The organism is Synechococcus sp. MIT S9451 (assembly GCF_047304725.1).
GTDB lineage: Bacteria > Cyanobacteriota > Cyanobacteriia > PCC-6307 > Cyanobiaceae > Synechococcus_C.
Genome location: NZ_CP138971.1, coordinates 551,052 through 577,275 on the forward strand (window position 1 = coordinate 551,052; position 26,224 = coordinate 577,275).

General features: G+C 59.7%; 19 protein-coding genes. 8 read left to right on the forward strand and 11 right to left on the reverse strand.

The window, feature by feature from the left end; all coding sequences use genetic code 11:
- From SIB72_RS03075 to SIB72_RS03095, 5 genes are read right to left on the reverse strand one after another with little or no spacing between them, the layout of a single operon-like run.
- On the reverse strand, positions 1-1,017 hold the full coding sequence (locus tag SIB72_RS03075) for an asparaginase (protein ID WP_413744551.1): 1,017 nt from the start codon (positions 1,015-1,017) through the stop codon (positions 1-3).
- On the reverse strand, positions 1,014-3,173 hold the full coding sequence (locus SIB72_RS03080) for a protein kinase domain-containing protein (protein ID WP_413744552.1): 2,160 nt from the start codon (positions 3,171-3,173) through the stop codon (positions 1,014-1,016). Before SIB72_RS03080 ends, SIB72_RS03075 begins: the two co-directional genes overlap by 4 nt.
- Positions 3,173-4,084 (reverse strand): phosphate/phosphite/phosphonate ABC transporter substrate-binding protein, encoded by a 912-nt coding sequence (locus SIB72_RS03085; protein ID WP_413744553.1) that lies wholly within the window; start codon positions 4,082-4,084, stop codon positions 3,173-3,175. The genes SIB72_RS03080 and SIB72_RS03085 overlap by 1 nt, the downstream gene beginning before the upstream one ends.
- A 5-nt stretch (positions 4,085-4,089) precedes the next feature.
- Positions 4,090-5,022, reverse strand: a complete 933-nt coding sequence (locus SIB72_RS03090) for a DUF3365 domain-containing protein (RefSeq protein ID WP_413744554.1) — start codon at positions 5,020-5,022, stop codon at positions 4,090-4,092.
- 58 nt (positions 5,023-5,080) lie between these two features.
- A complete protein-coding gene (locus SIB72_RS03095; RefSeq protein ID WP_413744555.1) occupies positions 5,081-6,202 on the reverse strand; it encodes a pyridoxal phosphate-dependent aminotransferase in 1,122 nt (373 codons plus the stop codon).
- A 127-nt stretch (positions 6,203-6,329) separates the two neighbouring features.
- Between SIB72_RS03095 and SIB72_RS03100 the strand changes: the two genes are divergently transcribed.
- Positions 6,330-8,033: a protein adenylyltransferase SelO family protein gene (locus SIB72_RS03100; protein ID WP_413744556.1), complete on the forward strand. Its 1,704-nt coding sequence runs from the start codon at positions 6,330-6,332 to the stop codon at positions 8,031-8,033.
- A gap of 18 nt (positions 8,034-8,051) precedes the next feature.
- Here SIB72_RS03100 and argS read toward each other — a convergent pair whose 3' ends face one another.
- The 3 genes from argS to nadC all read right to left on the reverse strand — a co-directional run bounded on the left by argS (position 8,052) and on the right by nadC (position 11,564).
- The gene (gene argS / locus SIB72_RS03105; protein WP_413744557.1) at positions 8,052-9,839 is read right to left on the reverse strand and encodes an arginine--tRNA ligase; all 1,788 of its coding nucleotides are present in this window, start codon (positions 9,837-9,839) and stop codon (positions 8,052-8,054) included.
- Between the two features lie 49 nt (positions 9,840-9,888).
- A complete protein-coding gene (locus SIB72_RS03110) occupies positions 9,889-10,578 on the reverse strand; it encodes a response regulator transcription factor (RefSeq protein WP_115121186.1) in 690 nt (229 codons plus the stop codon).
- 74 nt (positions 10,579-10,652) lie between these two features.
- Complete coding sequence (nadC, locus tag SIB72_RS03115; RefSeq protein ID WP_413744558.1) at positions 10,653-11,564, reverse strand: carboxylating nicotinate-nucleotide diphosphorylase; 912 nt, start codon at positions 11,562-11,564, stop codon at positions 10,653-10,655.
- Between the two features lie 31 nt (positions 11,565-11,595).
- On the opposite strand from nadC, the gene SIB72_RS03120 reads away from it, so the two are divergent.
- Positions 11,596-13,209 carry an NCS2 family permease gene (locus SIB72_RS03120; protein ID WP_413744559.1) on the forward strand — a complete coding sequence of 538 codons (1,614 nt, stop codon included), beginning with the start codon at positions 11,596-11,598 and terminating at the stop codon, positions 13,207-13,209.
- Here SIB72_RS03120 and mnmE read toward each other — a convergent pair.
- Entirely contained in the window at positions 13,142-14,536 is a 1,395-nt protein-coding gene (gene mnmE / locus SIB72_RS03125; protein ID WP_413744560.1) for a tRNA uridine-5-carboxymethylaminomethyl(34) synthesis GTPase MnmE, read from the reverse strand. The two genes, SIB72_RS03120 and mnmE, sit on opposite strands and share 68 nt — an antisense overlap.
- Before the next feature lie 103 nt (positions 14,537-14,639).
- Between mnmE and SIB72_RS03130 the strand changes: the two genes are divergently transcribed.
- Positions 14,640-15,158 (forward strand): DUF2062 domain-containing protein, encoded by a 519-nt coding sequence (locus SIB72_RS03130; protein WP_413744561.1) that lies wholly within the window; start codon positions 14,640-14,642, stop codon positions 15,156-15,158.
- On the opposite strand, the gene SIB72_RS03135 is transcribed toward SIB72_RS03130, so the two are convergent.
- Entirely contained in the window at positions 15,098-16,582 is a 1,485-nt protein-coding gene (locus tag SIB72_RS03135) for a protein adenylyltransferase SelO (protein WP_413744562.1), read from the reverse strand. The genes SIB72_RS03130 and SIB72_RS03135 overlap by 61 nt on opposite strands.
- Before the next feature lie 82 nt (positions 16,583-16,664).
- Between SIB72_RS03135 and SIB72_RS03140 the strand changes: the two genes are divergently transcribed.
- Both SIB72_RS03140 and SIB72_RS03145 read left to right on the forward strand, forming a co-directional pair.
- Entirely contained in the window at positions 16,665-17,624 is a 960-nt protein-coding gene (locus tag SIB72_RS03140; protein WP_413744563.1) for a phosphate/phosphite/phosphonate ABC transporter substrate-binding protein, read from the forward strand.
- Positions 17,625-17,626: 2 nt separating this feature from the next.
- The gene (locus SIB72_RS03145; protein WP_413744564.1) at positions 17,627-19,075 is read left to right on the forward strand and encodes a sensor histidine kinase; all 1,449 of its coding nucleotides are present in this window, start codon (positions 17,627-17,629) and stop codon (positions 19,073-19,075) included.
- Here the strand turns inward: SIB72_RS03145 and SIB72_RS03150 are convergent.
- Positions 19,066-21,399 (reverse strand): RelA/SpoT family protein, encoded by a 2,334-nt coding sequence (locus SIB72_RS03150; RefSeq protein WP_413744565.1) that lies wholly within the window; start codon positions 21,397-21,399, stop codon positions 19,066-19,068. The two genes, SIB72_RS03145 and SIB72_RS03150, sit on opposite strands and share 10 nt — an antisense overlap.
- 56 nt (positions 21,400-21,455) lie before the next feature.
- On the opposite strand from SIB72_RS03150, the gene SIB72_RS03155 reads away from it, so the two are divergent.
- From SIB72_RS03155 to SIB72_RS03165, 3 genes are all read left to right on the forward strand, one after another.
- Complete coding sequence (locus SIB72_RS03155; RefSeq protein ID WP_413744566.1) at positions 21,456-23,078, forward strand: ABC transporter ATP-binding protein; 1,623 nt, start codon at positions 21,456-21,458, stop codon at positions 23,076-23,078.
- 558 nt (positions 23,079-23,636) lie between these two features.
- Entirely contained in the window at positions 23,637-24,320 is a 684-nt protein-coding gene (locus SIB72_RS03160) for a FecR domain-containing protein (protein ID WP_413744567.1), read from the forward strand.
- Complete coding sequence (locus SIB72_RS03165; RefSeq protein ID WP_413744568.1) at positions 24,317-26,146, forward strand: CHASE2 domain-containing protein; 1,830 nt, start codon at positions 24,317-24,319, stop codon at positions 26,144-26,146. Before SIB72_RS03160 ends, SIB72_RS03165 begins: the two co-directional genes overlap by 4 nt.
- The last annotated feature ends 78 nt before the right edge of the window (positions 26,147-26,224 follow it).

The window sequence follows — 26,224 nt, forward strand, 5'->3', positions numbered from 1 at the left end:
TCAGCCCACCGTCATTGATGTCGCCTGAAGCAGTCGCTGCAATCCAGAACGATCAAGACCTGCGATCAAAGCGAGCAACAGCAACACCCTCGCCTTCTGAGGATTGAGGGTGCCGGCTGGCAACAGCCCAAGTTGATGGTCATCAGCATGACCATGCACCGGCCCTGCACCACAGCGGTTCGAGCGCAGCATCAAAGGCAGAGAACCGCTCCAGGCCTCCAAGGCCCTTCGCTCCAACGCAGAAAGCTGACCAGCACCGGTCCCGGTGAACACCAGCCCCTCCACCCCTGCCATGAGAAGGGCTTGGATCAAGGCAGCAGGTGGATTGACGCAACCATGAAGGATCGCCACCTCCGGCCACAGTTCCGGCAGCTGCAGTCCCGCAAAAGGTATCTCCCGCTGGGTTCTCTCCGAAGGCAGATGGACACCGGCATCATCCAACAAACCCAGAGGGCCAGCACCAGGGCTTGCAAACGCACCCACTCCCTGCGTCGCCACCTTGCTGACAACACGAGCACTGTGAATCTCGCCATCCATCACCACCAGCACCCCCAGCCCCCTGGCCTTCAAGCTGACCGCCACCTGCACAGCCTGAAAGAGATTGAGAGGGCCATCAGCGCTCAAAGCCGTCGCTGGACGCATCGCCCCCACCAACACCACTGGCCTCGGATCGTCGATCAACAGATCCAGCAACCAGGCAGTTTCCTCCAAGGTATTGGTGCCATGGGTGATCACCACTCCCACAAGATGCGGATCAGCCGCAAAGGCCGCGCGAATGCGCAACACCAACTGATTCCAGTGCGCAAACTGCAAATCCGCACTGTCAACGCTGGCAATGGCCTCAACTTGAAAGCTGGCCAACTGATGCAGCTCAGGCACTGCCGCTAAAAGCTCTTCGGTGCTGAGAGCACCAGCTGCATAGCTGTTCAAGCGGGTGCTGGCATCACCGCGGCCAGCGATCGTGCCACCGGTGCTCAGCAACAACACAGAGGGGAGCATCTTCGCCAACAGCGTCATCTGGTGAGGCCAAAGCGGAGCGCCAGTTCATCCAATAAAGCCTCATCAACGCCATAACGTCGCAGGGCCTCCAACACGGCCCGAGGCTGATCGGTTTTGGAGACATCTCGCACCTGCTCGAACACCGTCAGGCCAATCGGACCGATCAGTTCGGTGAGATGGGCACGCAGCTGGTCATCTTCAAGCACAGCAGGAGCTGCAGATTCCTCTTCAGCCCTTGAGACAGGCAGGGGAGCTGTATTCGGGGCAGGAACTGATAACGCTTCACCCTCAGAGGCAGACAATTGCGCGGAAAGGGTTGCCGCCTTCGCCAGCAGTTCGTCGATCACAGCAACCGGCACGGAGGAGTTCTGCAGTTGGGTGCGGAGAAAGGCCGGATCATGCTGCGCCGCTTCGCAAAGCTCAGTGGTCCAGATGAAATCCGCAATCGGCCCGACACGATCTCGAAGCAGGGCAAGCAACGCCACCTGTAAACCTGCCTCAGGTGCAGCAGCTTGAGCCTGTGGCACAACCACTGACGGCTCCAGAGGAGCCATGGTTTCGATGCCCCCCCCGACAGGGACATCAGGCATTTTCAACTGGGCCTTGCGCATCGCCTCCTCCACATCAGCCAGGGCGAGTCCTGCACCCACCAATCGCTCCTGCAATGAGGGCAGCTGATGGGATTCAATCGTGGAGGGCGTCGACTCCAGCAGCAGCGCAACCATCGGGCCATAAATCACCACCAGATGGTCATGCAAAGCGACTTTGCTGACCGGTTGCCGAGGCCCATCCACCGTTGAGCGGGTCGGCAACGGCGACTGCGGAGCGGTATGGCTCACCAACACCGGCGATGGCTGATCCAGCAACTGAAGGGCATCAGCGGCATGCTTCAACCGTCTGGCAGGCTGATCCTCAAGCAGGGGAGCCAGCCAACGCTGTACCTCCAAATCGAGCCCTTCAAGCTTCCAGCAAGCCAACGTCTCGTCGTACAGAGTCGACGGCTCTCCACCGCAATACAGCAGCAGAGCTGACACCCCGAGGGCATAGAGATCAGCAGCCGGCGTAATCCGACCAAAACGTGCCCGTTCAGGGGCTGTGAAATAAGGCCGACCCAACTCAGACAAGCTTGGCTCACCCCCCTCAGGCTGCTGACGCTTGGCTTCCGTACGCGCCCGTAAGAGCGAAAAGTCCACCAAAAAAGGAGCGCCATCACTGTCCGGAAGGATGAGGTTGGCCGGATGAATGTCGCCATGCACCAGACCTGCGGCATGCACCACCTCCAGCACCTGCAGCACCTGACGCAACAACTCCGCTAGCCGCTGCTTGCGACGCAACAGGTCGAGGGATCCATGCAGGGATGGTCCAGCGATGTGCTCCTGAATGAAACAGAAGATTCCTCCCTGGGCATAGACATCCAGCACCCTGGGGATTCGAGGATGGCGCAGTCGATCGAGGCACGCCGACTCCACCCGCAACGCCTCTTCCAGAGCCGCATCGGCGGGAATCAGCTTGAGCACGGCCTGACGGTCACGCTGACGCTCCTGGAGCAGCAGCGTGTTGCGTTCCTTGGAGCGACTCAGGGGGCGAACGACGGAATAAGGGGTGTCTTGCAGCAGCGCATCCACGTTCAAGCCCGTCTCCAAAGGAACGCGACCAAAGCGCAGCAGCTCCTCGGGACCGAGACAGTAAAGATCCATCCGCTCTGGCAGACCCTTCAACTCCACATCACCCATCCCCCAGGCCAGCTGACGGAAGCGAGGGTCGATCAGCTCATAGGTGGAACGGGTGAAAGCCACACCATTCGCGGGGCTGACAGTCTGCAGCCGAGAGGCGAGATGCACTCCCTGGCCAAGAATGTCATCGCCATCGGCATAAATTTCACCGGTGTGCAGCCCGAAGCGATGGGCAAGCGACTGACGTCCGCGCGCACTCAGAGCCTCCACGGCCGACTGAATGAACTGGAGCGCCTGGGTTGGTCCATCGAAGGTCACCAACAAGCCATCCCCGAGGGATTTCACAAGCAGTCCCCCATGGCTCTGTACCGCGTCGCGAATCAATGACAGGTCTTCCTTGATGCGCTGAATCGCGATCAGTTCATCGGCAAAGATCTTCAGAGAGGAATCGACCACATCACTGAAGACGATGGCGCGGAGATGACGAGCTTGTTCCGGCATCAGCGATTGCCTCCCTGACCAGCGATGGTTGCCGACTTCGCTCCATAAACGGTGTAGGCCTGACCACCCTGAGGTAGAGACCAACCCTCAACAGCGGCCACAATCGCCCTCAGTTCCTTCAGTGCATACGGTTCAGGGAGGACTCCGCTGGCGTAGCCCAGAGATCTCGGTAGTTGAGTGACATTCTCATCCAATTGACGCAGAAACGGTTGGTGATCCGCCTGCAACAGGGGCTGACTAAGGGCTAGCGCCCCTAGGGGAATCAGATGGGAGTCTTCATGGAGCACCTCAAAGCCATCCATGCCGTGGGGGATTGCCCCATCCCAGGCGATCACATCAACCTTGTCGTCGTGAAGCATCTCGCGCAGGCGGGCATAACTAAGGGCGTAATGCACTTCGGAGAACCGCAAGCCGTGGAGGTTGAACAGTGGCAAGTAGAAACCGCTCAACGACCCTCGCGGCAACAAGCCGAGACGCTGACCGCGAAGATCAGCCCTACTCGTCAAACCACGGCTGGCTTTGACCAGCAGCTGTGACTTGGAATTGCCCCGCCGACCCAGCTGACGCACAAGCCCGTAGCCTCCGTTCTGCTCGAGCGCATAAGCCGTCAGTCCCGGAGGCAGAAAGGCCAGATCCCAACCTCCGTTCTTCAAGCGCAGCCGGGCCTGCTCCGGACTGACGACAGGCTCTAATTGCACTTCACACCGGCTGGCCACCGTCAGCAGCTCGCGCAAGCGGAACTGTTCACGATCAGCCAGAACACCAGCAGCTGACTCGAGCTGTCCCTCCTCGGCTCCGACCAGGCCAACCCTCAGCCGACCACCGGAGCCACAGAGGGAGACATCAGAACGGGGCACCCCTCCACAGGCGGAGGTGAGCAGCAAGGCCAACAACGACAGCCAGCGCTTCATCCCCCCTAACCCTTGCGATCCTTGAGCATCTGCATCGAGATCGCCAGGCTCTGTTTCATGCGCTCGAAGCTGCGCGCAAGCAGACCAATCTCATCACGACGCTCCCTCTCCTCAAAATTCACGGTGGCAGGGATCACACTCGCCTCCTCAGCCTTGCGGCTGATCTCACGCATCGGTCTGAGGATCAACTGATTCAGAACCACATTGGTGATAATTCCCACTCCTGCAAAAGCCAACGTCATCAGCCCTGCGGTGGCGATCAGGGAGCGATCCTTGGCTGCAAACACTGCCTTTTGGGGCACGGTGACGATCTGGGTGCCAACAATTTCATTCATCTTCCAGCCGAAGCCACTGCTGTCTCCATAAGCCAAGAGCTGACTGGCAGGCGCTCTCTGAGGCGTGGAATGGCAAACGAGGCAGCTTTCTTTCGAGACCTTGATCGGCTGGGCCACGAAATGGACCACCCCTAATGGCGTTGCCTTGCTGCCGGACTGGCGCTTGAGAGAAGGATCGCGCCGAAACTTCTCAATGATTCCAGTTTCAAACGAATCGGCCTTATCACGCAGATTGGTGGGATTAAGAGCCGCTTCTCGATAGGAATATTCGCGGTAATCGGGATTGTCCTTGAGCAAGCCCGCCACCGTCTGGGCCGAAAAACTGGGCACTGCCTCGGGCCGGAACAGTCCGGCGCCTTGATTGAGGGGCGCCACAATTGGATTCACTTTTTTGCTGGTGTAGGCACGCACCGACAACATTGCGTCCATAAAAAACGCAGCCCGCTGATCAATCAGCTCCCGTGCCTGCCAGCCGAACAGCAAATTCAGTAGAAGTACGGCGACCAGAATCGACAGCGTCAGGATGGCGGTGAGCGTGATCGCAAGTTGCTGACGCAACGGACGCTGCCCTGGCTCTGGGAACAACCGCTTGATCGGTGACATCAACCCCAACGACAGCTCTTTTGTTCACAAACTAGTGGGCAAACCAGGTTTTCACAGGTCATTCCGGCAGACCGTCAATCAGCCGATACGTCTCCCAGAAGCGCTGCATCTGTTCAGTGCTGCCAAGACTCACTCGGAGTGATCCATCGATCTGGGGCTTACCAACCATCGAGCGCACCAGGATGCCGGCATCGCGCAGCTCGGCCTCAACAGCAGAGGCAGGACGGCAGGGCCAGAGCAGTAGATAGTTGCCTCCATCCACGTGGAAACGCACCCGAGCTCGCTCAAGTTCAGACACGACAAACTCACGGGCGCGTAACACTTCTGCGACGTAGGTATCGACAAAAGCTTGATCCTCCAGCGCAGCAAAGGCGGCCGTCACCGCCAAGCTATTGACGTCGTAAGGGCCGGTAACCCGAGACACACGATCCACGACCTCGGCATGGCCGATGGCGAAGCCGATACGGAGACCAGCAAGGCCGGCAGTTTTCGCCAAAGAACGCAACACCAACAGATTCGGCGTTGCGTTGAAATCGATGATGGGCAGCACACTGTCGCCGGTGAATGCCTCATAAAGCTCATCCACAACCACGAGGGTGTTAGGCGCCGCAGCCGCAAGAGAGAGCACCCGATCGGCCTCCAGGCGCGTGCCTGTGGGATTGTTTGGATTGCAGAGCATCAACACCCGAGGGGATCGGGCCAGAGCTGCCATCACCGCTTCGTACGGGAAGCCATATCCAGGCATCTGATGCGGCACCGCCTCAATCGCCATCCCCTGCATGCCGGCGCATGGGGCGTAGTACCCGAACGTGGGGCTGGTGGTGAGCAGGGTGTCACCTGCCCCCCCATAGGCCTGCAAAACAGCATGAATGGCCCCATCCACTCCGTTGAACACCCCGACGCAAGCGGGGGCAAGATCATGAGCTAGACCGGCTGGCAACGCAGCCAAATTGGCCACGACCGCCTCCCTGAGGCCGTCGTACTCGGGATAGACCGCCAGCTGCTCGGCCGGGATCGCACGAAGTGCCTCCACCACCTTGGGACTTGGTCCAATCGTGTTTTCATTGAAATCGAGACGCAGCATCCCCCGCCTTCCCTCCAGGGGAGCGCTGTAAGCCTTGAGGCGCTCCACATCACTGCGAGCACGGATCACGCCATCCGCTGAGGGTGGCTGCGTCATCACATCTCCAGAAAGGTCGTATCACTGCCATTGTCGGTGGCGATCAGCCATTCATCACATCCTTGATGGCGACGGCTGCAACACAGTGATCACTAGATCCGCCACGATCACGTCGTGAACGGCAGCCATGACCCAAACCTCCTCCCAGAAGGCCGCAGCTCTGATCGCCAGCGTTGAAGATCTGGCGCAACACGCTGATTACTCGCTGATCCATGCCCTAACGCCCGACCCAGAAAGCAGGGAAGACGGCAACGACCACCAGGCCCGTGAAGTGCGCTCAGGCCATTACGTGCCCGTGACACCCACCCCACTCCACGACCCGCAGTACGTCAGCCACAGCGGCCCCTTGTTTCGAGAGCTTGGGCTCCAGGACGCTTTGGCGCACGATCACGACTTTCGCCGCTTCTTCTCCGGCGACCTCTCAGTCGCCCAACAACCGATGCGCAAGGTTGGCTGGGCAACGGGATATGCCCTGTCGATCTATGGCACGGAATACGTTCGCCAGTGCCCTTTTGGAACTGGGAACGGCTACGGAGATGGTCGGGCCCTGTCGATCTTCGAAGGCGTTTTCGCAGGGAAGCGCTGGGAGATGCAACTGAAGGGTGGCGGCCCCACGCCCTACTGCCGGGGGGCCGATGGCCGCGCAGTGCTCCGCTCCAGTGTGCGTGAATTTCTCGCCCAAGAGTTCATGCATGCCCTCGGGGTACCCACCTCACGCTCACTGACGCTCTATGCCTCGCATGCTGAAAGCGTGCGACGCCCCTGGTATGCAGACCACTCCAGGTCGCTGGATCCCGACGTCATGGTGACCAATGCCGCCGCGATCACAACCCGGGTAGCGCCATCCTTTCTACGGGTCGGACAACTAGAGCTGTTCGCCCGCCGAGCCCGCAGTGAAGCGCATCCACAGGCGCTTGAGGAACTGCAGACAATCACAGCCCATCTAATCGAACGCAATTACCGCTCTGACATTGACGCCAACCTGCCCTTCACCGATCAGGTGGTTGAGCTGGCGCAACTCTTTCGGGATCGTCTCACGACCTTGGTCGCCAACTGGATCCGCGTTGGCTACTGCCAAGGCAACTTCAATAGCGACAACTGCGCCGCAGGCGGATTCACCCTCGATTACGGACCCTTCGGCTTCTGTGAACTGTTCGATCCCCGCTTTCAACCCTGGACAGGAGGAGGCGAGCATTTCAGCTTCTTCAACCAACCCGCCGCGGCCGAAGCGAATTTCCAGATGTTCTGGACAGCCCTCCGCCCGCTGCTTCATGGTGACTCAGAGGCTCTGAAGCGCCTGGATCGGATCCATGCAAGCTTTGCCGCTGTCATGGAGAAGGCCCTCGATGCCATGTGGGCCAGCAAGCTTGGGCTGAGCACGCCAAACCCTGCATTGGTCCGAGAGCTGCTGGCCTTGATGGCGCAATCGCGGGCGGATTACACCCTTGTGTTCCAGCGGCTCTCCCACCTTCCAGAACACCTTGCTGCCCTGGAAGACAGCTTCTATCTACCCGCATCCGAAGAGTTAAAGAGAGCCTGGACGAACTGGCTAGATCGCTGGCGGGAGCAGATCACCGCTCACGGCGATGCCTCTGAGGCAGTCACTCGGATGCAACGGGCGAACCCGAGCATCACCTGGCGCGAATGGCTGATTGCACCCGCTTATCAGCAAGCGGAGCAAGGAGACAACCAGCTGATCCACGAGCTACAGGAGGTGTTCAGCACGCCCTATGGCGACCAAGTCGAGACAACACAAGCAAAGTATTGTCGCCTCAAGCCTCGAGAGTTCTTTAACGCTGGGGGCATCTCCCACTACAGCTGCTCGTCCTGACACCTGTCTGGAGTGGACTCACATCCGTTCCAGGCTGCCGATGCCCAACAGACCGAGACCGGCTTTGAGGGTATCAGCGGTGAGGCGGCAGAGGGCCAGACGGGAAGGCAGGGCCTCCGGATTGGCCTTGAGCACCGGCACCTGGTCATAAAAACGATTGAACACCTGGCTGAGCTCAAACAGATAGCTGCAGAGACGGTTGGGGAGCAACTCCTCCTCGACCTCGGCGATCACGGCATCGAACTTGAGCAGCTCCCGTACCAGCGCCCATTCCTGAGGTTCGCTGAACTGCAGCTGAGCCGTTGAGGCATCCAGATCACCACCCTTGCGAGCGATCCCTGCAATGCGCACCACCGCATACAGCAGATAGGGAGCGGTGTTGCCCTGCAACGCCAGCATCCGATCAAAGGAGAACTGGTAGTTGGTGATCCGGTTCTGGCTCAGGTCGGCGTACTTCACCGCCGCCAAGCCCACCGTGCCGGCCACATGACTAATGAACGCCTCTGATTCCGCGCGCTCCTCGTCCTTCAGGCGAGCACGAAGATCAGCATCGGCCCGCTCCACCGCCTCATCCAGCAAATCGCGCAAGCGCACCGTGTCACCCGAGCGAGTCTTGAGCTTCTTGCCGTCTTCCCCCTGCACCAAGCCGAAAGGTACATGTTGGAGGCGCCCACCATCAGGGATCCAACCCGCACGGTCAGCCACCTGGAACACCCCAGTGAAGTGATTCGCCTGACCGGCATCAGTCACGTAGATCACCCGGCGAGCTTGATCACCATCAGGCGCAGGCGCGAACCGATAACGGATCGCAGCCAGGTCAGTAGTGGCGTAGTTGAAGCCGCCATCACTCTTCTGCACGATCACGGGCAGCGGCTTGCCGTCCTTGCCACTGACCCCTTCAAGAAACACGCACTGGGCACCGTCATCAGTGACCAAGAGCTCGGCCTGCTTCAACCCTTCGATCACTGCCGGCAAGAAAGGGTTGTAGAACGACTCACCACGCTCACTTAGGTGGATGTCGAGCCGGTCATAGATCTTCTGGAACTCCCGCCGCGACTGGTCACAGAGCAGGCCCCAGGCCTTCAGCGACAGCGGATCACCGCTCTGCAGCTTCACCACCTCATCGCGGGATGTGGTCTGAAAAGCCTCGTCATCATCAAAGCGCTTCTTCGCTTCCCGGTAGAAAGCAACCAGATCACCGAGGTCAATGGCATCGGCGGTGTCGAGCGCCTCGGGAGCCACCTGCTTGAGGTGAGTGATCAACATCCCAAACTGGGTGCCCCAGTCGCCCACATGATTCAGGCGCAGCACAGGATGGCCGCGGAACTCCAGCACCCGCGCCAGAGAGTCGCCAATGATTGTGGAGCGCAGATGGCCCACGTGCATCTCCTTGGCAATGTTGGGGCTCGAGAAGTCGACCACCACCGGAGTCGGGTTCTCCACCAACGGGACCCCGAGCCGGTCATCCCCTAGGCGGGCCGCCACCTCTGCCGCCAACCGCTCGGGGCGAATCGTGAGATTGATGAAGCCTGGGCCAGCAATCTGTGGATCCAGGCAGAGAGCAGTGAAGCCGGCATCGCTTTGTAGCTGCTCCACAATTGCCGTCGCGATCTGCCGCGGAGCCTGCTTTAGCGGCTTGGCCAAAGGCAGGGCAGCATTGGCCTGAAAGTCACCAAATTCCGGCTTACTGGCAGGCGCCAGCTGGGGATCCAGCCCTACACCTTGCGTCGCGTCCCATGCGTCCGGGAAGGCCCGCTGCATCGCTTCGCGCAACTGGGTTTCGAGGGCCTGGGCGATGCGCAGCATGGAGAGCAGCGGAGACGGAGTCAGCCCCCGATCATCCCCCGGCGAGGGGCTAACCCTCCATGCGCAGGGCGAAGCCCACACCCCGCACGGTCTGGATTACCCGTTCTGCACCGGTGGCCTCCAGCTTCTTGCGCAGATAACGCACATACACATCCACCACATTTTCATCGCCGAAATAATCGTCTCCCCAAACATGCTGGATCAACTGGGCGCGCGAGAGGGCCTGACGGGGATGGCGCATGAAGCACTCGAGCAGATCGAACTCCCGAACGGTGAGCACCAAGGGATGGCTTTGGATCGCGCTGGTTCGTTCAGCACCATTCAGCACCAGGTCACCCACCTGAAGCACGTCAGAGCTAAACCCCTTGGAGCGGCGCATCAAGGCCTTCACGCGAGCCAGCACTTCACGCACGTTGAAGGGTTTGGAGATGAAGTCGTCTGCACCCGCATCGAGCGCGGCGACGCGATCATCCATTTCATCGCGGGCCGTGATCATGATCACCGGCAGGAACACACCGGTCTCCCGCAAGCGCCGACAGATATCCAAGCCGGTCATCCCGGGCATGTTCCAGTCGAGCAGGGCTAAATCAGGCGGCGCCTCTCGCAACGCCTTGATGGCCGTAATGCCATCAGCGGCGGTCACCACCGTGAAACCTTCAGCCTCGAGCTCCATCTCCAGCAACATCACGATGTTGGCCTCATCGTCGGCCAGAAACACCGTCGGCGTTGATCCAGGCATCAGCTCGGAGGAACTGCAAAAACGCTAGGAACGACCTGGGATTCCATCAACCGTTCCAGGGGCAACGCAGCAGTTCAGACCAGTGACTGACCTCGAAAGCGCATGCTCAGGTCAAGCCAGCTGCTCCGGGTGACTGGAGCACTAGTGGAGATCAGATCAATCCCAGTGGCGGCATACGCACCGAGAGCAGACGGATGGATCCCGGAGGCTTCCAGTAGCACCGAGCCAGAAGCCGATCGTTCAAGAGCCTGCTGTCGAAGCTGAGGCACCAAGGTGATCAGTGCCTCCGGCGTGAACTCATCCAACAACACACCATCTGCACCTGCCGCAACGGCGGCATAGGCCTCATCTGAGGTTTCTGCCTCCACGATCACGCGAACGGGCCAAGGGGCCTGGGCTCGCACCAGGACAATCGCAGCCTCCACACTGCCGGCCCAGGCCAGATGGTTCTCCTTCAGCATCGCCGCATCATCCAAACCCATGCGGTGGTTGATCCCACCACCACAGCGCACCGCATATTTCTCCAGCTCCCGCAGGCCTGGGGTGGTCTTGCGCGTATCCGCGAGGGCAACACCTGTGCCTTCAAGCATCGCCACAAGAGTTGCCGTTGCCGAAGCGATCCCGGAGAGCCTCATGGCCAGGTTGAGGGCCGTGCGCTCCAGGGCAACCAGGAGCGGGGCTGGCCCCTCCAACTCCAGCAAGCGATCACCGGCCTTCACCGGCGCCCCATCGGCCACGAGCACGTGAAGATTGCATCCACCATTCGGAGGCTGGAGCTCACGCAACAACGGTTCCACGAGCACACCGCCGCAGAAGACGCCATCGGCCTTCGCGACCCAGTGCGCTTGACCCTGGCGACCCTGCAGCGCTGGGGTAGTGAGATCGCCGCGGCCGAGATCCTCCTGGAGCCAATCACCCAGCTGTCGGCGCAACCGGGGCGTGATGGTGAGATCCGCTCGAGCCAAAACCAGGGATTGCGAGAACATCTCTCATGATGATCTGCGGCTCAAAGCAGCCATGAAAGGAACGACACCCACCGGTCGATTGCCCTGGCAGCCGGGCGACCTGGATGGCCTGCTGGCCCTCGGGCTGAACAACCTGATTCAGATCCTCCTGATCGTCGGACTCTGTCGCACAGTTCTGGGGTTTCCCGATGGCCTGATTTTCGGGCAAATCCTCCCGGCCGCAGGGCTGAGCATCCTCGTGGGAAACGTGGCCTATGCCCGCATGGCCCACCAACTAGCAGGACGAGAAGGTCGGAATGACTGCACAGCACTGCCCTACGGCATCAACACCGTCAGCCTGTTTGCCTACGTCTTCCTGGTGATGTTGCCGGTGAAGCTGGGAGCTCTCAACGGAGGACTCTCGGAAGCAGAGGCAGTCAGCCAGTCATGGCATGCCGGAATGGTGGCCTGTCTCGGCTCAGGCCTGATCGAAACAGCTGGAGCCACCTGCGCCGATCGGCTAAGGCGATGGCTTCCGCGAGCCGCCTTGCTCTCCACCCTGGCAGGAATCGCGCTCGGCTACATCGCCCTGGGCTTCCTGCTGCGCACCTTCGCTCACCCCCTGGTGGGCCTGAGCACACTGGCCATCATCTTGCTGGGTTACGTCGCAAGAGTGCGATGGCCCTTGCCCACCGGTTTGATGGCGCTACTGGTCGGCATCGTGCTCGCCTGGGGGAGTGGCTTAACCGCGCCGACAACTGCAGCCTGGTCCGAGTCGATGGCAGCGGTTGGTGTCCACATCCCAGCCCTTCAATTAAGGGCGCTCTGGGAGAACCGAAACGAACTTCTCCCCTGGCTGGGCGTCATCCTGCCCATGGGCCTGTTCAACGTGGTGGGGTCGCTGCAGAACCTGGAAAGTGCTGAAGCCGCCGGTGATGCCTACCCCACGCGCCCATGTCTGCTGATTGATGGCATCGGCACGCTCGTGGCAGCCGGCCTGGGCTCCTGCTTCCCCACCACGCTCTACATCGGCCATCCGGGATTCAAAACGCTGGGAGCTCGCTCGGCCTATTCGTGGCTGAACGGACTCGTCATGGCCGGGGCCTGCCTGTTCGGCCTATTCGGCCTGTTGGCACTGCTGATTCCGATCGACGCCGGCATGGCGATCGTGCTGTACCTCGGGGTGGCCATGACCGCCCAGGCGTTTGAAGCCACGCAGGGGCGCCATACACCGGCAGTGGTTCTTGGCCTACTGCCAGGGCTGGCCGGGTGGGGGGCCCAGCTCCTCAAGGCGGGGCTTCGCACAGGAGGCCTGGGCAGTGGTGATCAACCCTTCAACGAGGCAATTCTGCCAAGACTGAGCTCGATGGACGTGTGGGCCGATGGCCTTTTTGCTCTAGAGCAGGGCCAGATCATCACAGCGATGTTGCTCGCTGCATGGCTTGTCTACGCCATTGAGCAACGCTTCCTCGCAGCAAGCGTGTGCAGTGGCATCACCGCTGTACTGGCCTGGTTCGGCGTGATTCATGCCTGGCAGTTCACCAGCAGCGACACAACGCTGGAACTGGGCTGGGGCACCGGTCAACCCTGGGCGCTGGCCTATGCGGCAGTCACCGTGCTCACTTTCCTATGCAGAACCGCGAAAAAATCCGATCCAACACAGCCTCGGTCAGCTCCTCCCCGGTGATTTCGCCAAGGCTTTGAATCGCCTGGCGCAGATCAATCGTCCAGAAATCCCAAGGGAGGCCTTGGGCCGCCACCTCTTCGCTGCGCTGCAAGGCCTCCGCCGCACGAGCCGCCAGATCGGACTGACGCTGATTGAGCGCGATCAGGAGCGACTGCTCACTGAGGGATCCGCACTGGGCGAGTAGGGCCTGCACCAAAGCCGGTTCGCCGTCTCCGGTTTGGGCACTAAGGCGCACATCCAACGCAGGCGACGACGGTGCACCCTCAGCGGCGCTGTTGGTCAAATCCAGCTTGTTGCCAACCAGAAGACGGGGCACTGCACCAGGAATCTGTTCATACAGGGCCTGATCTTCCACCGTCCAGCCTGCTGCAAGATCAAACAGAAGCAGCACCAAATCGGCACTGGCCAGGGCGTCATGGCTGCGGGCAATCCCCAACTGCTCCACTTCATCCGTGGTGGCTCGGATCCCAGCGGTGTCGAGGAGAGTGATCGGCACACCCTCCAGCACAATCTCACTCTCGAGCAAATCACGCGTGGTACCGGGCAGATCGGTGACAATCGCCCGCTCACGGCGGCTGAGGCGGTTCAACAAAGAGCTCTTGCCGACATTGGGACGCCCCACCAAGGCCACGCGCAGACCCGTGCGCAAAGCGGCTCCCCGCGCACCGTCGGCCACCAGCTCCAAGAGGGTGGCGCGCACCTCCTGCAGCTCTTCGAGCAGGGCCCGACCATCAAGCGGAGGGAGATCATCTTCGAAATCAACACGGGCCTCCAACTCACTGAGCTGATCAAGCAACCGCTCTCGCAGCGCAACGACCCGGCGCTGAATCCCCCCATCGAGACCCGCCATTGCCAACTGAGCCGCACGCTGGCTTCGGGCTGACACCAGGTCGGTGATTGCCTCAGCACGCGTGAGATCCAAACGTCCGTTCAGAACCGCACGCTGGCTGAATTCACCCGGTAGGGCCCTTCTGACACCGGGCTGTTCCAGAACCCTTGCCATGACCCGCTGAACGGCGATCACACCGCCATGACAATGAATTTCCACCACATCTTCGGCAGTGAAACTACGGGGAGCGAGCATCACAAGCACGAGCACTTCATCGAGCCGCTCATGGCCGTCGGCCGCCACCACGTGGCCATACAGCACCCGGTGGCTCAGCCATTCCTGACTGCCGGGGAAGACAGTGATCGTCCGCACCACCCGCTGGGCCATGGGTCCAGACAGACGAATCACGGCGATACCTCCCTGACCAGGCGCAACAGCTGTGGCCACCGCCGCGATCGTGTCCGGCAGGACAGGGACTCCGCTCGCAGATGAAGACATCACAACATCAGAGGCAATGCGAGGCCGAGCATGGCGACGCCGAAGAGAGCTCCTTCCTACGATCTCCGCCGTCTGTCATTCGCCCCCGAAGCGCCCGTAGCCCATGGTCCGGTGGCAGCACAGCCTGATCAAACGCTGTCGCCGCTGGCTTCGGTGGCTCTGGGAACAGGAAGGCAGTCCTGGTCAGCGCGCCCGGGGTTTGGCCGCTGGTGTCTTCTGCGGTTGCTTCCCCTTCTTTGGACTGCAAACCCTGCTTGGCATTGGCCTGGCCAGCGTGGTTCGGGGCAACCACCTGCTGGCCGCTGCCGGCACCTGGATCAGCAATCCGTTCACCTACCTGCCGCTCTACTGGTTCAACTACCGCGTGGGAGATGCGCTGATGGGCAGAGCAGCCACAGCCACACTCACCGGCATCAACAAATCCACGCTCTGGCATCAGAGCTGGAGCTTCACCAGCCGTCTTCTGCTCGGATCGAGCATCGTTGGTCTCATCTTCGCGCTGTCGCTCGGATCCCTCGCTTGGTGGCTGTTCCGCCTGAAGCCCTCCCGACCGCATGGTGCTCAATTGGCGAGGCGCACCTCCGCGAGCCAGGCGAACAAGGGCTCCCAGTCATCCCGCTGATCAATCTCCTCCCAAAGGGTTTCGATCAGAGAACGACTTGGCGTACGCGCCAGGTTGAATCGATCGAGCCGCTCCAACACAGAACGGGATCGGTCTTTGAGCTTGAGCTCAACCTGAAGGGCATGCCACCAGGCATCACGCCAGGCCAGCCAGACCTGGCGTGGCGGTGCCTCGACTCCCGGAACAAACGGGCCCAAACCATCCGGTTCTTGTGGCAACCCATGGCGGTGAACCCACGCTTGCAAACCCGTGAATAAATCGCCATAGCCCACCGGCCAAGACGCCAGCAGATCGAGGGTGGCAGCGACCAAATCCAAAGACTGATCGGCATGCGCTGTCTGACAGAGCAGATCCGAATCAAGACCTAAGCGCCGCAGCAGGCAATGCCTGTAATGCGTTTGATAGACCTGCTTAAAGCCGTCGAGAGCCTGCTCCATCCGCTCCCGAGGCAACAGCATTGCCAATGGATCCTGAAGGAGTCGCAAGTTGTGATGGCAGATCGCCGGCTGGCGACCGTAGGCATAGAGCCCAGTCTGATCGAAATAGGCTGCCGTAAAGCCCGGATCCCAGGCCTCCAGAAAAGCGAAGGGTCCGTAATCAAAACTTTCACCGACAAGCGACATGTTGTCGGTGTTGAGCACACCGTGAACAAAGCCGGCCGCCATCCATTCAGCCGCCAATCGCGCCACCCGCTGCACCAACTCGCCATAGAAGGCCAACAACTGCCTTTCCAGTGCTGCATGATCACCGGCAGCTGCCGGCCAGGTTGCAGAAAGCATGGGGTAATACACCGCAACCACATGGCGAAGCAAACGCTCCAGACCCTTGCGATCCCGCAAGTAAAGGAGGCGCTCACAGGTGCCGAAGCGAAGATGGGTACGGGCCATGCGCACCATCACCGCACTACGCGTAGGCGATGGTTCGTCACCACGCCAAAGTTCTTCGCCAGTTTCAATGAGCGAGAGTGTTCTGCTGGTGGTCACGCCCAGGCGATGCAGTGCTTCAGAAGCGATGACCTCTCGCACGCCTCCCTTCAAGGTGAGACGTCCATCACCACCACGGCTCCAAGGAGTGGTGCCACTGCCCTTGGTCCCGAGATCCTGAAGATCGCCATGGGTGTCTCGCAGCTGGCCATAAAGGAAGCCTCGTCCATCCCCCAATTGGGGGTTGTAGGTGCCGAACTGATAACCGTGATATCGGAGGGCCAGCAGCGGCTGACGACACTGGAACCCTCCAAAAGCTTGCTCGAAATCGTGATCGGAAATGGTCTCGGGAGCCACTCCAAGTTGCTGCAGGAGGGCATCGTTGCGAAATCGCAGGCGCGTCTGTGGAAAATCAGCCGCCTGAACTGGATCCCAGAACGCCTCACCCAGGGACTCAATAGAAGCTTCAAAGGGCAGCGATAGCAGTCCATTGAACCCCATGGAGCCAAAGCTTCGTCGCAGAATCGTAGCGATCACCCCATCAACAACTGTTCGGTGGGCACTGAATTCCTAGGCTGCTGTGATGGGCTCCACCATGATTCAGGTGTCAAGACAACTCACTCTGGTCGCCAGCATCTGCATGGGGCTACTGATCACGAGCTGCAAAGAGAACAACAACAAAAGTGTCCCTACATCTTCACCGCCAGATCTACGCCTTGCCGAAGAGCCTTACCAAACCCAAGAGGTGATCAACCAACGAATGGCAATCGTCATTCCCTACCTGGAGAAAGCCACAGGACTACGCATTGATTACGTTCCTGCAATTAACTATGAACACAGCCATCAAATGCTCCGCGATGGTGACGTTGACCTGATCACCATTGGTCTATATGGCGGCTTCAAACTCCTGCACAACAACCCCAAGGTGACGCCCCTTGTCATTCAGAAGCGCTCGTTTCGCAGCATCCTGATTGCCAACAGCGCCAGTCTCGAGAACATCCAAGAGCGGGGTAATGGGAGATCACCTCTCTCCATCGTCCAAAACCAGAGCGTCGGCTTCGGCAGCCGCGCTTCAGGCTCGACCTTTTTACAGCCGCTGTTGCATCTGCATCAGCAGGAAGTGCCGTTTCTCAGCATCAGCGAATGTTTCCACGAACCCAATACCAACCATTTGCCCTTACTGGTCGCCGATGGCAGCATTGACCTGGCCTTCATTCCCAGCCTCAGCGGCGATCCGCTCCAGGCCATTGCCCCTGAGGTCCGAGACAAGGTCAGCGTTGTTTGGCAGAGCGAACTCAGCCGTAATGACTTTGTTGTCACGGCGGTTCACCCTGCTCAGAGCCTGAAACATGAGCAGCTGAAGAAAGTGGCCACAGCACTACTGGCCCTCAATCCAGAGCGGCCAGAGCACCAACGCGTTCTCGCAACATGGGGGTATCAGGGCTTTGAGAAGCCCAATCCATCCTTCCCCAAACAGACACTGCAGAAGGTGGCAGATGTGCATGCCTCTACCGGTGGATTCCCCACATGTCAGAACCTGTGAGCATGCCCAGCCCTCAGCCTGCAAAACGCTGGTCTTTGGCCCGTCGCTTTCTCTTGATCAGCCTGACGGTTGTGCTCACACAATCCCTTGCAAGCCTGCTGATCACCCGTGAACTGCGACAAATTTTCCTTAGAGGATTCCTGGAGAAAAAGCTTGATAGGCAGGCAATCGCACCGCTCAAAGATGTCAATGATCAACTCGATCAACTCACGGCAGAGCAAGCCAAACGCTGTTGCACAATCCAGGACTACCAACGCTTCCTGAAACCACTGCGTCTCTATGACGGCAAGGTGGGCATGATCGTGGGCAATGGCGGACTGGCCAGTACCCGCGGTAGCCATGTTCTGTTCAGCCAGACGCACTTGCATGCATTGGCAGACCGAGCTGTGGCGTCACCACGGGGGTTTGCCATGGTCGAGAACGACGAACATGAAGCGGTCGCGCTGAAAGCGATCAAGCTTCCAGGCGGTGCCGCTACAGGCCATTTCGTTTACCTGAGGCCGCTCTACAGCATGCCGCTGATCCACGCCCAGATGATGATCAAGCTGGCCTCTGAACTCACCCTTATTCTCCTAACCACTGCAATTCTGATCATCGCGGCCCGCCGCATTTTTAAACCCATCCGCAGCATCAGTCGGGAGCTTTCAGAAATTGAGCTCAACACCCTGCAGGCCGCGACTCTCTCTACCGCTGGGGCCCCAGTAGAACTCCTACCAATTCTGCAAGAGTTCAATCAGATGGTTGAACGACTTCAACTCTCGGCCAGTAATCAAAAACAGTTCGCTTCCACCATCAGCCACGAATTCCGCACCCCCCTCACGGTGATTTCTGGCTTTATTCAATCGGTTCTGAATCGAGGGGAATCGCTAGCTGAGCAACAGCGCAATGCTCTCGGGATTGCCAATCAAGAGGTGTTGAGGCTGAACCGCATGCTCAGCGATCTGCTCGACCTCAGCCGTGCCGACAACCACCAGCTCTCGATCCGACGCGAACCTTTCGACCTGATGCCGAGCCTGGAACATGGCCTGAGGCTGGCGAGAGCCGCCCACACCAATCCAATCCGCGACAACCTCAAGGGGCTGCCTGCCCTTGAAGTGATCGGTGATCCTGACCGGCTGGTGCAGTGCATCAGCAACCTGATCGGCAACGCCGTCAAATACTCCGCCCCAGACAGCCCAATCTCCCTTGAAGTCAGGCCCAACCCAAAGACCGTTCGTCTCATTGTCGAAGATCAGGGCCAGGGGATACCGGCCGATCAACTCGAACGCATCTTCGAACGATTCACCCGCGCCGAAGGCGTCTCCATTCCGAAGGGACAGAGCAGCTCAGGCCTGGGGCTGTCGATTGTGCAGATGCTGATGGAAGCTATGGGCGGCACTGTCACGGTGCGTTCCACGGTGGGGGAAGGCAGCCAATTCAGCCTTGAGCTGCCATTAATCACTCAAGCCTGACCGGTTCGGGCAATGTCGAGCACATCCGCCATCGAACGGATCTGATGCATCGTGCGCTGCAGCAGATCAGCACTGCCTAGCTCGACCAACAGCTCGATGCGCGCCGGCTTGCCGTAGGCAGTTTTCACACGCGCATCACTGACGTTGATCGATCCATCCGAGAGTCGCATCAGGATGTCTTTGAGAATCCCAACACGATCGATCACATCAATGCGGAGATGTACCGGGAAACGCTGGCCATGACGGCTGGCATCTGGATTCCAGCGCACCGGGAGTCGCCGTTCACTTGGGATTGCCTCGATGTTGGCGCACTCCTGGCGATGGATAGTGATGCCATGGTTGCCGAGAGCCACTGTGCCAACGATGGCTTCACCAGGCAGGGGACTACAACAGCCTCCGAGGCGGTAGTCGAGCCCCTCCAGTCCGAGGATCGGCTGAATTTCGCCAGGCCGTTGCCGCGGCGGAGCATCCGCCTGATGCTCCACCAACTTGCGAGCCACATCCTCATTGCTGAGGGGCTGGGCTTCAGCCTCGGTCTGCAGACGAATCTCCTCTCTCAGGCGATTCAGCACCTGATGCAAGGTGACAGCCCCAAAACCAAGAGCAGCCAACAAGTCTTCGGTGCTGTGAAGATTGCAACGCTCGGAAACGCGTGTCATCGCCTCACTGCAGAGCAGGGAATCGAAGCCGCTACGCCCCAGCTCACGCTCCAACAGTTCCTTACCGCGCTGGATCGTTTCTTGACGATGGCTGCGTTTATACCATTGACGGATGCGATTACGTGCCGTTGGCGTAGCAACGAAATTCAGCCAATCGAGGCTGGGGTGAGCCGTCTTGCTGGTGAGGATATTAACAAAATCACCGTTTTGCAGTGATGTGGACAATGTCGAGAGCTGGTCATTGATGCGTACGCCATGGCAATGATCTCCCACCTCTGAATGAATGCGATAAGCAAAATCAACAGCGGTCGAACCTTTGCGCAACCCCACCACTTCTCCCTTTGGGGTAAACACAAAAACCTCTTCATCGAAGAGATCTTCCTTAATCGAGGCCAAGTAGTCATTGTGATCGTCGTTACCGCCCTCCTGCTGCCAATCCACCAGTTGCCGCAGCCAGTTAAAGCGTTCGGTGTCGCCACCAGCAGCTGGTGAACCACCCTCCTTGTATTTCCAATGCGCCGCGATCCCGAACTCCGACACTTGATGCATCTCGGCCGTTCGGATCTGCACTTCAATCGGCCGATGCCGGCCGATCACTGCTGTATGCAGGGACTGATAACCATTGGGCTTAGGAAGACCGATGTAGTCCTTAAAGCGGCCGGGGATCGGACGAAATGTGTCATGCACCACCGCCAGAGCCCTATAACACGTTTCAAGATTGGGGGTGATAATCCGCACCGCCGCAACGTCATAGATCTCGTGAAACGCCTTCTGCTGGCGCTGCATCTTGCTCCAGATGCCATAGAGATGCTTCGGGCGACCTGTCACCTCACAGCTCTCGAGCCCCACCGCAGACAGCCGGTCGGCCAGAAGCTTCAAGGTCACTGCCAGTCGCTCTTCCCGTTCACTGCGCTTGGTCGCGACCTCCTCTTGAATTTCGCGAAAAGCCTCGGGCTCCAAAAGCTTGAAGGCGAGGTCTTCTAATTCCCACTTCAACCGGCCAATGCCAAGACGGTTGGCCAAAGGGGCGTAGATCTCACGGGTTTCACGAGCAATACGTTCCTGTTTCTCTGGCTTGAGCGCTCCCAGGGTGCGCATGTTGTGCAGGCGATCCGCGAGTTTCACCAAGACCACACGAATATCACTGGCCATGGCCAGGAACATCTTGCGCAGGTTCTCAGCCTGAGCCTCGGTGCGATTGGTGAAATGCAGCCCGCCGAGCTTGGTCACCCCCTCCACGAGAGAACGCACTTCAGCCCCGAAATGAGCCTCCAGCTGCTCTGGCGTGAGATCGGTGTCTTCCACAACATCGTGGAGGAAGCCGGCGGCGATCACCGGAGCACTAGCTCCGATATCGCGCAGCAGATCCGCGACCGCAACAGGATGAATGATGTAGGGATCACCACTGGCGCGGAACTGGCCTTCATGCAGCTGGAAAGCGAAATCGAAGGCTGCAGCGAGCAAGGCCTCCGCATCGGTGGGGCAGCTGTAGCCCGCACCAGGGGGCACATGCTTCAGGCACTCCTGCAGCCACTCGGGCAGGGGTATGCCGTAATCCTCAATACTGCGGATCGGATGGGCACGAACAGTGGGTAGACCGGCGGGCGGCTGAGCACAGACCGCATCGGTCTGTGTCGGTTCTGACGCAGAGGTGCCCTTCAGCATCCGACCCGGCAGGGTTGAACCATGGTATTGGAGTCATGTGCCCTGAACCGCCATCCATGAGCCAACGCCCAGGCCACGCAAGCGAGCGGAAGGCGGTGCTGGAACTGGAGCAGCTGCATCTGCGCTATCCAGGCGCCGAGCAGTGGACCCTGAATGGCCTTGATCTACGCATCACAGCCGGGGAACACCTGGCGCTCGTTGGCCCCTCCGGCTGCGGCAAAAGCACCGTTGCGAAAGCTGCACTGCAGTTGCTCCCCACTGGAAGTGTCTGCGAGGGCACGCTGAGGCTGAACGGCCGTGACCCCCGCGGTCTCAGCAGACGGAATCTGCAGCAGCTTCGGGGTGAAGCGGTGGGACTGGTGTTCCAGGACCCGATGACACGGCTCAACCCCCTCATGACCGTGGGAGGGCACTTGCTCGACACCTTGCGTGCCCACGGTCCTGAGATGCCGCTGAAAGCCCAGCGAGAGAGAGCCGAAGAGTTACTGGAACGGGTCAGCATCGGTGCCGACCGCTTCAACGCCTACCCCCATGAATTCAGCGGTGGCATGCGCCAGCGCCTGGCGATCGCGTTGGCCATCTGTCTCCAGCCCCCGCTCGTGATCGCTGATGAACCCACGACAAGCCTGGATGTGGCCGTGGCGGGGCAGGTCATGGCGGAACTGCGCCAGCTCTGCGACGGGCTTGGCAGTGCCCTGCTTCTGATCAGTCACGACCTTGCCATGGCCCATCGTTGGTGCGATCGCATGGCCGTGCTGGATGGAGGGAAGGTCGTGGAGACCTCCAGCAGCACAACAGTCCTCACCCAACCCAGCTCAAGGGTGGGGCAGAGGCTGGTGAAGGCGGCACGGCAACGGGAAGGAGGGAACACCCCATCAGCTCCGACTGCCACGACAGCGCTCCAGGTAGAGGAACTGCGCTGCTGGCACAACCTTGGCGGCACTCCATGGTCCCCACGTTGGCTGAAGGCCGTCGATGGCGTGAGCTTCCAAGTTCAGGCAGGTGAATCCCTGGGCGTGGTGGGAGGATCCGGCTGCGGAAAGAGCACGCTTTGCCGAGCCCTGATGGGACTGAGTCCGATCCGGGGAGGCCAGGTTTGGCTTCAGGGGGTCAATCTGCTGCAGCAACGAGGGGCCCGAAAGCGTCTGCTCAGACGCTCAATCCAGATGGTGTTCCAGGACCCACTCGCCTGCCTCAATCCGGCGATGTGCGTGAGTGATGCCATCGCTGATCCTCTGTTGATTCATGGTCTGCGAAGCAAAACAGCAGCCCGGGAGCGGGCCAGGGAATTGCTGGAACTCGTGGGAGTCTCACCCGCAGAACAATTCCAGAACAGGCGTCCCCGGCAGCTCTCCGGAGGACAACAGCAACGAGTGGCGATCGCCCGAGCTCTGGCTCTGGAGCCGAAAGTGCTGATCTGTGATGAAAGCGTGAGCATGCTGGATGCAGAGATTCAGGCAGACGTTCTGAACCTGCTGCGCACACTGCAACACCGCCTTGGACTGGCCATGGTGTTCGTCACCCACGATCTATCCGTAGCCAGCGGCTTCTGCCACCAGGTGATCGTGCTCGATCACGGCCGGATCGTGGAACAAGGCCCAGGCGATCAGATGCTCGCCCGTCCCAAGGCTGCAATTACACAAAAGCTGGTGGATGCATGCCCGCGCTTACCGACTTGACAGTGTGAGTCGCATCTCCCTGGGGGGGGGGGGTACAACAAAAGCATGTGGAATCGCTGAGGTTACGATGTCATCGACAAGGCAGAACACTGCCAACCTCTGAACGTCTCAACATGGGACTATTTATACGCGGCTGCAGTGGGAGGACCAAGCCATGCCAGCGATTATTCCCACACAAATAGCAGGTCCCATTTCATTGCTAATGAGGTCGCCATTGATGACAACACCGGCTTGACAGGTGCATTGGCTTTCGCCACACAAAATGGTTGAAACTTGGATTAACTATGGTTGCTAAACCACGCCAAAAATAGTTCAACCACCGCTGGCTATGGAGCAGAAAACAGCATCCGTTCAGGCGTGATTGGGTGCCAGGTTGTTCTTGCGCAAGCGACAACACTTGGCAGTGACCACCTTTTTCATGGCGGAGATGCATGCAGAGGCAATCCAGGCGGATCGAATGAGTGGAATCAGGTCAAGCCTGCAACGTGGAGAGCAAGCTGGTGCAATGGCCCACTGCCAATCTCCTCATCAGAATGGGCGAGACCCCAGGCTGCACAAATGAGATCTGCCTGCACAATCGCGATCATCGCCATCAGCTCCGGGATGTTGATGGCGGCGCCTGGATCAGCCCAGAACAAACCAATCGCCAGGATTGAGGAAGTGGTCTCACAACCTGCCTTTCAACGCCCGCACGGGAAAACGGAACGTGTGGCAACGCAAGGGCAGCCACTGCAGAACAGAACAGTGCTGCGAACAGCCAAACCCGGGCGGATGCAAATCCAGATGAACCAGGGCAACCGCAGCTTTCGCATGGGAGGCAACGCATCGCTTCAGATCAATGGCAACACGATCAACCACCGCAGCGGTCAGATCATCGCCTGGATCGCTCCAGGCGGACCAAGGGTCACACCACTTCAGATCCGCACCCGCATTGCCACCGCCGCGATCCGTGGCACGACCCTCTTCATCGATGACCAAGGTGACAAGATCATCTTTCTGAGCTGGGAAGGGGACGTCAGCGTCCAGGCCGACTCCGGCGAAGCCTTCTCGCTCAATGGTGGGCAGGTCCTCACCTATGACGACAGCACCGCCACATGGAGTGGACCTCGTCCGTTGACACGCAAACAGGCGATGACCCGGCGTCGGAAGAGCCAGTTGCTCAATGGCTTCCAGGCACCCATGCAGACCATGCCTGAAGTGGAAGCCGTTCTAAACCAGGCTCCGAGTACGGCCGATCTATGAGGAGACTGCCAAACCCTCGCCTCTGGGGGTGGGGGCTGGCATTGGTGGTGCCCATCCTGATCGGCATGCCGGCACTGCGGCAGGGCCTACCCATCGGAATGCTGGAGCAACTCGACGTTGAACTCCAAAGCCTCGCCATCTTGCTGCATGGCCGCAAGCCTCCCTCGAACGACCCAGTGATCGTTGCGATCGACGAGACATCACTTGCTGTGGATGTGCTGTTCACCCCGGAAGAGAGGAGTGACTCACCCCTACTCCAGGCCATGGGACCGTGGCCATGGCCTCGATCACTGCAAGCCGAACTCGCCGCGTATGTGCTGGAGCGTGGTGCTCGAGGCGTCATTTTCAACATCGTGTTTGCCAATCCCAGTGCATACGGCCCAGAGGATGACCAGCAGTTCCTGGATCGCCTCTCCCCCTGGAGGGATCGCATCACACTTGCCGCTGATTTCGAACGCAACAGCAACGACGGCATTGAACAACGCCAGCTTGTACTCCCTCTCTGGCCATGGCCAAGGATTGGCCTGACCACACTGCTGCTCAGCGAAAGGGGACAAGTACGAGCCATCCCCGGCAGCAACTGGAACGAAGATGAACTAGGAACGTTGCCCGGACCGCATCCAACGGCACTGGCCTTTGTTGCGAACGATCGCCCGCCAAGCCGCGAAGCTCTTGGCCTGCCGTTCAGCGGGCCAGCAGGTGATTGGCCGATGGTGCCGGCTTGGCAGCTTGAAACGCAGCCGGACTCGGTCTGGAAAGACCGACTCGTCCTGATCGGTTCCACCGCTGCTGCCATGGGCCAGCAGCAGGAAACCCCCTTTGGCCCGGTCAGCGGGGTGGAGGTCCAGGCCGTGGCGATCGCCGCCGTGGCGGAGAACACAGGACTGCTTCCACTACAAGCCTCCTGGGAGATTCCGCTGCTGATCGGATGGATCGCGCTGGCAGGGCTGCTGCTGCTCCGAGCGCGTTCGAGCCGAGCAATCGTGCTCACGACGCTGCTCCTGATCAGCCTGAGCCTGCTGCTGACAGGAACAATCTGGCTGGGGTTCCAACGTTGGCTACCCCAAGCCACAGTGCTTGCAGGACTGCTGCTGGGCGGAGGCACCAAAGCAGCACAAACCTGGTTGCAGGAAAACAGAGAACGAGATGAGCTACGGCGTGTGCTGGAACGGCGCGTCTCACCGCGACTGCTCCAGAAGATTCTCAAGGAACCGGACCGACTCGGGACCCAACTCGGAGGTCAGCACTGCCGCTGCGTGGTTCTATTCACCGATCTTGTTGGCTTCACAAGCCTCAGCTCCCAGCTCGAAGCCAAGACACTCTTTAACCTGCTGAATGCCTATTTCGATGGGCTGGCCGGCGCTGTCATCGCCGAGGACGGACTGCTCGATAAGTTCATCGGAGATTCACTGATGGCTGAATTCGGGATTCCGGAATCACGCGGTGATCGAGAGGAAGCACTGGCGGCGATCCGAGCAGCGCTGGCGATGCAGAAGAGCCTGGCAAGGCTCAATGCCCAGCTCGCAGCGGAACAACAGCCAACGCTAAGCCAGGGGATCGGCCTTCACTTCGGGGATCTAATCGCCGGAAACCTCGGTTCACGCGATCGGCTGGAGTTCACCGTGATTGGGGCAACGGTGAATGTCGCCAGCCGCCTCGAGGGCCTCACCAGGCAATTCCAGGAGTACCCGATCCTGATCAGCGGAGAGCTCCTCGCCCTGGTTGAGGATGCAGTCGAGGTTGTCGATCTTGGCCCTCAGGCCTTGAAAGGCTGGCCGGAACCGATCCAGGTGTTTGGCTTCATCAAACTGATCGGCGAAGAGTGATGCACCAGGAGCTCAGCGCGAAGACCCGAAGGATGATGATCCAAGCTCGCTCAAGCAAGAGTTTGGCTGAAGCGCCCA

Excerpts from the sequence above, each read along its gene's own strand:
- SIB72_RS03100 (WP_413744556.1), top strand. The coding sequence starts at position 6,330 with ATGACCCAAACCTCCTCCCAGAAGGCCGCAGCTCTGATCGCCAGCGTT.
- SIB72_RS03085 (WP_413744553.1), bottom strand. The coding sequence starts at position 4,084 with ATGAAGCGCTGGCTGTCGTTGTTGGCCTTGCTGCTCACCTCCGCCTGT.
- SIB72_RS03145 (WP_413744564.1), top strand. The coding sequence starts at position 17,627 with ATGCCCAGCCCTCAGCCTGCAAAACGCTGGTCTTTGGCCCGTCGCTTT.
- mnmE (WP_413744560.1), bottom strand. The coding sequence starts at position 14,536 with ATGTCTTCATCTGCGAGCGGAGTCCCTGTCCTGCCGGACACGATCGCG.
- SIB72_RS03155 (WP_413744566.1), top strand. The coding sequence starts at position 21,456 with ATGAGCCAACGCCCAGGCCACGCAAGCGAGCGGAAGGCGGTGCTGGAA.
- SIB72_RS03075 (WP_413744551.1), bottom strand. The coding sequence starts at position 1,017 with ATGACGCTGTTGGCGAAGATGCTCCCCTCTGTGTTGTTGCTGAGCACC.
- SIB72_RS03160 (WP_413744567.1), top strand. The coding sequence starts at position 23,637 with ATGAGATCTGCCTGCACAATCGCGATCATCGCCATCAGCTCCGGGATG.
- SIB72_RS03080 (WP_413744552.1), bottom strand. The coding sequence starts at position 3,173 with ATGCCGGAACAAGCTCGTCATCTCCGCGCCATCGTCTTCAGTGATGTG.
- SIB72_RS03150 (WP_413744565.1), bottom strand. The coding sequence starts at position 21,399 with ATGCTGAAGGGCACCTCTGCGTCAGAACCGACACAGACCGATGCGGTC.
- nadC (WP_413744558.1), bottom strand. The coding sequence starts at position 11,564 with ATGTTCTCGCAATCCCTGGTTTTGGCTCGAGCGGATCTCACCATCACG.
- SIB72_RS03110 (WP_115121186.1), bottom strand. The coding sequence starts at position 10,578 with ATGCCTGGATCAACGCCGACGGTGTTTCTGGCCGACGATGAGGCCAAC.
- SIB72_RS03140 (WP_413744563.1), top strand. The coding sequence starts at position 16,665 with ATGGGCTCCACCATGATTCAGGTGTCAAGACAACTCACTCTGGTCGCC.
- SIB72_RS03120 (WP_413744559.1), top strand. The coding sequence starts at position 11,596 with ATGAAAGGAACGACACCCACCGGTCGATTGCCCTGGCAGCCGGGCGAC.
- SIB72_RS03130 (WP_413744561.1), top strand. The coding sequence starts at position 14,640 with ATGGTCCGGTGGCAGCACAGCCTGATCAAACGCTGTCGCCGCTGGCTT.
- SIB72_RS03135 (WP_413744562.1), bottom strand. The coding sequence starts at position 16,582 with ATGGGGTTCAATGGACTGCTATCGCTGCCCTTTGAAGCTTCTATTGAG.
- SIB72_RS03165 (WP_413744568.1), top strand. The coding sequence starts at position 24,317 with ATGAGGAGACTGCCAAACCCTCGCCTCTGGGGGTGGGGGCTGGCATTG.
- argS (WP_413744557.1), bottom strand. The coding sequence starts at position 9,839 with ATGCTGCGCATCGCCCAGGCCCTCGAAACCCAGTTGCGCGAAGCGATG.
- SIB72_RS03090 (WP_413744554.1), bottom strand. The coding sequence starts at position 5,022 with ATGTCACCGATCAAGCGGTTGTTCCCAGAGCCAGGGCAGCGTCCGTTG.
- SIB72_RS03095 (WP_413744555.1), bottom strand. The coding sequence starts at position 6,202 with ATGACGCAGCCACCCTCAGCGGATGGCGTGATCCGTGCTCGCAGTGAT.